Here is a 5,752-nt window from a genome sequence, read left to right on the forward strand (position 1 = left end):
TGGTGGCCCTCGCAGCGGTGGCCGGACGCCGGGCGCTGCGACGCCGAGGGGACGACCAGGCGCGACGCCGGCGGCTGTCGCGGATGTTGGGGTCCGCCGACCTCGTCGTGGTCCCCACCTCGGACGTCGATCTGCCGGAGTCCACCGTCCTGGCCGTCGCCACCGAGGCGGGGATGCGGTTTCTGGGGTATGAGCGCACCGATTCCCCGCTGCGTCGACGCGTGGGGGTGTTCGTGCGGGTAGGGGGAGAGGTGGACGCCGTGATCCGCGGCGACGCGACCCCCCGGTAGCGTTGCGCCCATGCGCATCGGAATGGCTCTCAACTACAGCGGCGGGTTCGCCGAGACGGCCGCGGAGGCCGCCGACCTCGAGCGGGCGGGGCTGGACATCGCGTTCGTGCCCGAGGCCTACTCGTTCGACGCGGTGAGCCAGCTCGGCTACCTCGCGGCCAAGACCTCGACCATGGAACTGGCCTCGGGAATCCTGCAGATCTACACGCGCACGCCCACCCTGACCGCCATGACCGCCGCCGGCCTGGACTTCGTCTCCGACGGCCGCTTCACCCTGGGCCTCGGTGCCTCGGGTCCGCAGGTCGTCGAGGGATTCCACGGCGTGCGTTACGACGCCCCGCTCGCCCGGACGCGCGAGGTCATCGAGATCTGCCGCAAGGTGTGGCGCCGGGAGAAGGTCGTGCACGACGGGGCCAAGTACCAGATCCCGCTGCCCGCAGACCAGGGCACCGGCCTGGGCAAGCCGCTCAAGCTCATCAACCACCCGGTGCGGGAGTCCATCCCGATCGTGCTGGCGGCGCTCGGACCGAAGAACGTCGAGCTGGCCGCCGAGATCGCCGACGGGTGGCAGCCGCTGTTCTTCCACCCCGAGAAGGCACACCTCGCGTGGGGTGACCCGCTGGCCAAGGGACGTGCGAAGCGTGATCCCTCGCTCGGTGACCTCGAGGTCTACGCCGGGCCCCCGCTGGCGATCTGCGAGGAGAGCGAGGTGCCGGGTTACCTCGATTTCGTGCGGCCGCACCTGGCCCTCTACATCGGTGGGATGGGCGCCCGGGGCAAGAACTTCTACAACGAACTCGCGTGCCGCTACGGCTACGAGGCCGAGGCCGCCCGCATCCAGGACCTGTACCTGGACGGCAAGAAGGACGAGGCCGCGGCGGCGGTGCCGGACGAGCTGGTCCGGTCGGTCTCACTGATCGGCCCCGAGTCGTACGTGGCCGAGCGGGTCGGGGCGTTCCGTGAGGCCGGGGCCACGACCCTCACGGTCGTCCCGATGGCGATGGACGCCCCCGGTCGGATCCGGTTGGTGGAGCGGTTCCGCGATCTCTGCTGACCGGGTCGTGGTCAGGCGAGGTCGACCACCACGTTCTTGAGGACCGGCGCGTCGTCGCGATCGGCCACCGTGGCCGCGACGAGCAGGCGCGAGGCGTCCTCCCACACCCGGATGCGCATGGTCTCGCCCGGGAAGAAGATGCCGCCGAACGTCACGCCGTAGCCGCTGACCCGCTCGACGTCCCCCTTCAGGACGTGGTCCACGACAGCACGCAACACCATCCCGTAGGAGCACAGGCCGTGGAGGATCGGCCTCGGGAACCCGGCCGCCTCGGCGAACGCCGGATCCGAGTGCAGCGGGTTGCGGTCGCCGCAGAGGCGGTAGAGCAGCGCCTGCTGGGGCAGGCTCGCGACCTCGATGGTGTGGTCGGCCTCCCGCTCGGGGTACTCGACCTTCTCCGAGGTTCCTCGCTCGCCGCCGAATCCGCCCTCCCCGCGCGCGAAGATCCCGGACCGCGAGGTCCACAGCTTCTCACCGTCGGCGGAGACGGTCTCGGACTCCTGGATGATCACGGCCGCCGAGCCCTTGTCCTGGATCTCGGCGATCCTGGTCGTGGTGACGGCGGTGCCGGCAGCGGGGATGGGCCGGTGCAGGCGGACCGCTTGGCTTCCGTGGACGACCTTCGCCAGGTCGATCTCCACCCCGGGGAACGACACCCTCGGCGCCTCGGTGACGTTCATCGTGGCCGCGACGGTGGCGAACGACGGCAGCACCTTCGGGTTCGAGTCGTCCACGTACCGCAGCCCGGCCGTGTCCATGGGGTCACCAGCGGCACCGACTCCGAGCGCGTACAGCGCCACGTCGGAGGCGGTCCAGGAGAACTCCTGCGAGGGGAGTTCGGCTCCCAGGGCCGTCGAGAGGTCGATCGGCACGGTCAGACTCCCGTCTTGTCGATGGTGGTGGGGGCGGCGGCGGTGGAGTCGGCTGTGGCGCCGGCCAGAATGTGCTCGACCGCGAGGTATCCGAACACCATCGCGGGACCGATGGTCGCCCCGGGCCCGGCGTAGGTGTGCCCCATGACCGGCGACGACGCGTTTCCGGCCGCGTAGAGCCCCTCGATCACGGAGCCGTCCGACCGGAGCACCCGGCCGTGGACGTCGGTGGTCGCGCCGCCCTTGGTCCCGAGGTCCCCGGGCACCATCTTGACGGCGAAGAACGGGGCCTTGCGGACGGGCCCGAGGCTCGGGTTGGGCTTGTTGGTGGGGTCGCCGTAGTAGTGGTCGTACCCCGAGACCCCGCGCTGGAAGTCCTCGTCGACGCCCTTCTCGGCGAAGCCGTTGAACCGCGTGGCCGTCCGTTCCAGGGCGTCGGCCGGGACCCCGATCAGGCCGGCCAGTTCGGCGAGGGTGTCCGCTTTGTGGAAGTTCTCCGTCTCGAGCCACTTCTTCGGCAGCGGTTGTTTCGCCTGTAGTCCGGCGAAGAGGTACCGGTTCTTGTACTCCTGGTCGAAGATGAGCCAGGCCGGGACGTTCTCGCCCTCGGCCCCCTCCTGGCCGGCCGGGGCCTGACCGTACTCGCCGCCGTACATCCGGTGGCCGGCCTCGACGTACGGCAGCGACTCGTTCATGAACCGCTCGCCGCGTGAGTTGACGAGGAACGAGCAGGGCAGGGACCGCTCGGCGAGCGCGAACCACGGGCCGCGGGGGAGCAGGATCGTGGGACCCCACCAGGCGTCCTCCATGAGGGCCAGCTCCGCACCCACCTTCTCCATGAACTCGATGCCCTCGCCGGTGTTGCCGGCGGCGCCGACCGTCCAGGAGGTGGGGATGGGCTGACGCTGGTACTTGTCCCGCATCTCCTGATTGTGCTCGAACCCTCCCGAGCCGATGATCACGCCCCGACGGGCGCGGAGGGTCTGCTCCTCCCCGCCGCGGGTCACGGTGATGCCCACGACCCGCTCCTCCAGGCCACTGCCCTCGGTGACCAGTCCGGTCATCGGGGTGTTGAGCCACACCGGGACGCCGGCGTCGAGGAGGCCCTTGCGCAGGGCGCCGATGAGGGCGCGGCCCATGCCCACCATGTTGGCGCCGCGGGCCTTGGCCACCAGCATGCGCATCGTCACGCGGACGGAGCGTCGGAAGCCCTTGGTGGTGGGGCGTTGGAGCAGGTTGAGCCAGCGGTAGTCGGACTGCTTGACCACCATGTTCGCCGGGGCCTTGGCGTAGGGGGGCTCGAGCCTCGACGCCTCGGAGCCCAGCCGGCGGAGGTCGAACGGCCTGGGTTCGACGGACCTGCCACCGAGTCGTCCGCCCGGCGCCTCGGGGTAGTAGTCGGAGTAGTCCACCACCCACTCCAGCTCGAGGGGGGAGTGGGCGAGGACGAAGTCGAGGACCTCGGGGCCGCGGTCGACGTACGCGTCGATCCTCTCCGGGGCCACGACGTCGCCGATGATCGAGCGCAGGTAGGTGCGGGCGGCCTCCGGGGTGTCCTGGACCCCGTCCCGCCTGAGGACGGAGTTCCCCGGGATCCACACGCCGCCTCCGGACCGGGCGGTGGAGCCACCGTAGTGAGGCGCCTTCTCCACGAGGACCACGCTGAGGCCCTTCTTCGCTGCTGCGAGGGCGGCCGTCATGCCTGCTCCACCGCTACCGACGACGACGACGTCGAACTCCTGGTCTGCCATGTAGAACACGTTATAGAACCGGGGGCTCGAGCGCCAGACGATCGAGGTAGCATCCCCGTCATGCTCACCGAGGAGACCCGCGCCACACTCGCACAGCGACTCTGGGATGCCGAGGCCGACGTGGCGCCCATCGCGCCGCTCACCGCCGACCATCCCGGGATGACCCCGGACGACGCCTTCGAGATCCAACTCGTCAACATCCGTCGAAAGCTGGAGGCCGGCGCGGTCGTCACCGGCCACAAGGTGGGTCTGGCCTCCAAGGCCATGCAGGAGATGATGGGAGTCGACGAACCGGACTACGGCCATCTGCTCGACACGATGGAGTATCCGGAAGGCGAGCCGGTCGAGGCCGCGCGGTTCTGCTTCCCGCGCGTGGAGGTCGAGGTGGGGTTCATCCTCGGTGCCGACATCCCTCCGGAGGGGTGCTCACAGGAGGAGGCCGCTGCCGCGATCGAGTGGGTCGTGCCGTCGATCGAGCTGATCGACTCCCGCATCCGCGACTGGAAGATCAGCCTGCCCGACACGATCGCGGACAACGCCTCGTCGTGTGGGTACGTCGTCGGTTCACAGCGGGTGAGGCTGGCGGACCTCGACGTCGCAGCGATCGATGCGACCCTCTACAAGAACGGTGAGTTCCTCGCCTCCGGTCGCTCCGACGCGGTGCTGGGTAACCCGCTCAACTCGGTGGGGTGGCTGGCCTCGACGGTCGCCAAGTTCGGTGTGCGCCTGCGCAAGGGCGACGTGATCCTGCCCGGCACCGCGATCCGGGCGATGGACGCCGCTCCGGGCGATTCCTTCCGTGCCGAGTTCGCGGGTCTGGGCGAGGTCACCATGGAGTTCAGCTGAAGCTGCGGACACGTTACTCGTTCTCGGCCGTCGACATCGCGTGGCTGGCGGCGGCTGCGACCCTGGTCACCAACGGTTCCAGTCGCGCGAGTGCCGATCTGTCTGCCGCGCTCGCGGACAGCGCGGCCACCGCACGGGCGCCGCTGGCGCCGCCGTCGTCGTCGTCGAACACCGGTGCGGCCACACAGTAGAGGCCGGGCGTGAGTTCGGCGCGATCCACCGCCCGCCGGCGGCGCCGGATCGTTGCCAACTCCACCGCGAGCGCATCCGGCGAGGTGAGGGTGGTGTCGGTCCATGCGACCAGCGGGCCCCGGGCGACCCGCTCGGCGGCCGCGTCATCGAACGCCAGCATCGCTTTGCCCACGCCGGTGCAATAGGCCGGAAGCCCTCCGCCGATGCGGGACGGGGACGGGATCGGTCGCGGACCGTGCAGCTTGTTGAGGTACACCACCTCGTCGCCGTGCAGCGTGGCCAGGTGCACCGTCGCCCGAGTCGCCTCGAAGAGGTGCGCGAGGAACGGGGTCAGGACCCGGCGGGTTCGTTCGTACGCCGGGGAGGAGGGGATCGGGTCCAGCTCGTGCACCAGCGGTCCCAACCGGTAGCGCTGCCCGATCCGGGTCACCGCGTCGTTCCGTTCGAGCGCGGTGAGGAGTCGGAGGGTCGTGGACTTGGCCAGGCCGGCCTCTCGGGAGATCTCGCTCAGCGTCAGGCCGGCGCCCGCGGCCGTCACCCGTAGCACGTCGAAGGCGCGGTCGACGGGCGAGACGGGCGGTTCGTTCATGCGGCGAGTGTAGCGCGGAGCAGCGGCAGGGCGGTTCGATCAGATCGAACACGTGCGCGAATAGGGACCCAGGTGTAGAATCGAACGTGCGTTCGACTATGGGGAGGCGACGAAGGCGGGGTGTTCCGATGATGACGACGACGAGCTCGGCGGCGTTC

At 70.1% G+C, this 5,752-nt stretch carries 6 protein-coding genes; 3 read left to right on the plus strand and 3 right to left on the minus strand.

Annotation, left to right across the window (positions count from 1 at the left end; all coding sequences use genetic code 11):
- Positions 1-2: 2 nt before the first annotated feature.
- Both G6019_RS14255 and G6019_RS14260 read left to right on the plus strand, forming a co-directional pair.
- Positions 3-290: a hypothetical protein gene (locus tag G6019_RS14255; RefSeq protein ID WP_182627851.1), complete on the plus strand. Its 288-nt coding sequence runs from the start codon at positions 3-5 to the stop codon at positions 288-290.
- A gap of 10 nt (positions 291-300) precedes the next feature.
- The gene (locus tag G6019_RS14260) at positions 301-1,344 is read left to right on the plus strand and encodes an LLM class F420-dependent oxidoreductase (protein ID WP_182627853.1); all 1,044 of its coding nucleotides are present in this window, start codon (positions 301-303) and stop codon (positions 1,342-1,344) included.
- 11 nt (positions 1,345-1,355) lie between these two features.
- Here G6019_RS14260 and G6019_RS14265 read toward each other — a convergent pair whose 3' ends face one another.
- Positions 1,356-2,216 carry a MaoC/PaaZ C-terminal domain-containing protein gene (locus tag G6019_RS14265; RefSeq protein ID WP_182612974.1) on the minus strand — a complete coding sequence of 287 codons (861 nt, stop codon included), beginning with the start codon at positions 2,214-2,216 and terminating at the stop codon, positions 1,356-1,358.
- A gap of 2 nt (positions 2,217-2,218) precedes the next feature.
- Positions 2,219-3,967 (minus strand): 3-oxosteroid 1-dehydrogenase, encoded by a 1,749-nt coding sequence (kstD, locus tag G6019_RS14270; RefSeq protein ID WP_182612975.1) that lies wholly within the window; start codon positions 3,965-3,967, stop codon positions 2,219-2,221.
- A 60-nt stretch (positions 3,968-4,027) separates the two neighbouring features.
- Here kstD and G6019_RS14275 point away from each other — a divergent pair, with 60 nt between their 5' ends.
- Positions 4,028-4,813: a 2-keto-4-pentenoate hydratase gene (locus G6019_RS14275; RefSeq protein WP_107755727.1), complete on the plus strand. Its 786-nt coding sequence runs from the start codon at positions 4,028-4,030 to the stop codon at positions 4,811-4,813.
- A gap of 13 nt (positions 4,814-4,826) precedes the next feature.
- Here the strand turns inward: G6019_RS14275 and G6019_RS14280 are convergent, their stop codons facing one another.
- The gene (locus G6019_RS14280; protein ID WP_182612976.1) at positions 4,827-5,594 is read right to left on the minus strand and encodes an IclR family transcriptional regulator; all 768 of its coding nucleotides are present in this window, start codon (positions 5,592-5,594) and stop codon (positions 4,827-4,829) included.
- Between the last annotated feature and the right edge of the window lie 158 nt (positions 5,595-5,752).

This window comes from Dietzia sp. DQ12-76, assembly GCF_014145045.1.
Lineage (GTDB): Bacteria > Actinomycetota > Actinomycetes > Mycobacteriales > Mycobacteriaceae > Dietzia.

Excerpts from the sequence above, each read along its gene's own strand:
- G6019_RS14260 (WP_182627853.1), top strand. The coding sequence starts at position 301 with ATGCGCATCGGAATGGCTCTCAACTACAGCGGCGGGTTCGCCGAGACG.
- kstD (WP_182612975.1), bottom strand. The coding sequence starts at position 3,967 with ATGGCAGACCAGGAGTTCGACGTCGTCGTCGTCGGTAGCGGTGGAGCA.
- G6019_RS14275 (WP_107755727.1), top strand. The coding sequence starts at position 4,028 with ATGCTCACCGAGGAGACCCGCGCCACACTCGCACAGCGACTCTGGGAT.
- G6019_RS14280 (WP_182612976.1), bottom strand. The coding sequence starts at position 5,594 with ATGAACGAACCGCCCGTCTCGCCCGTCGACCGCGCCTTCGACGTGCTA.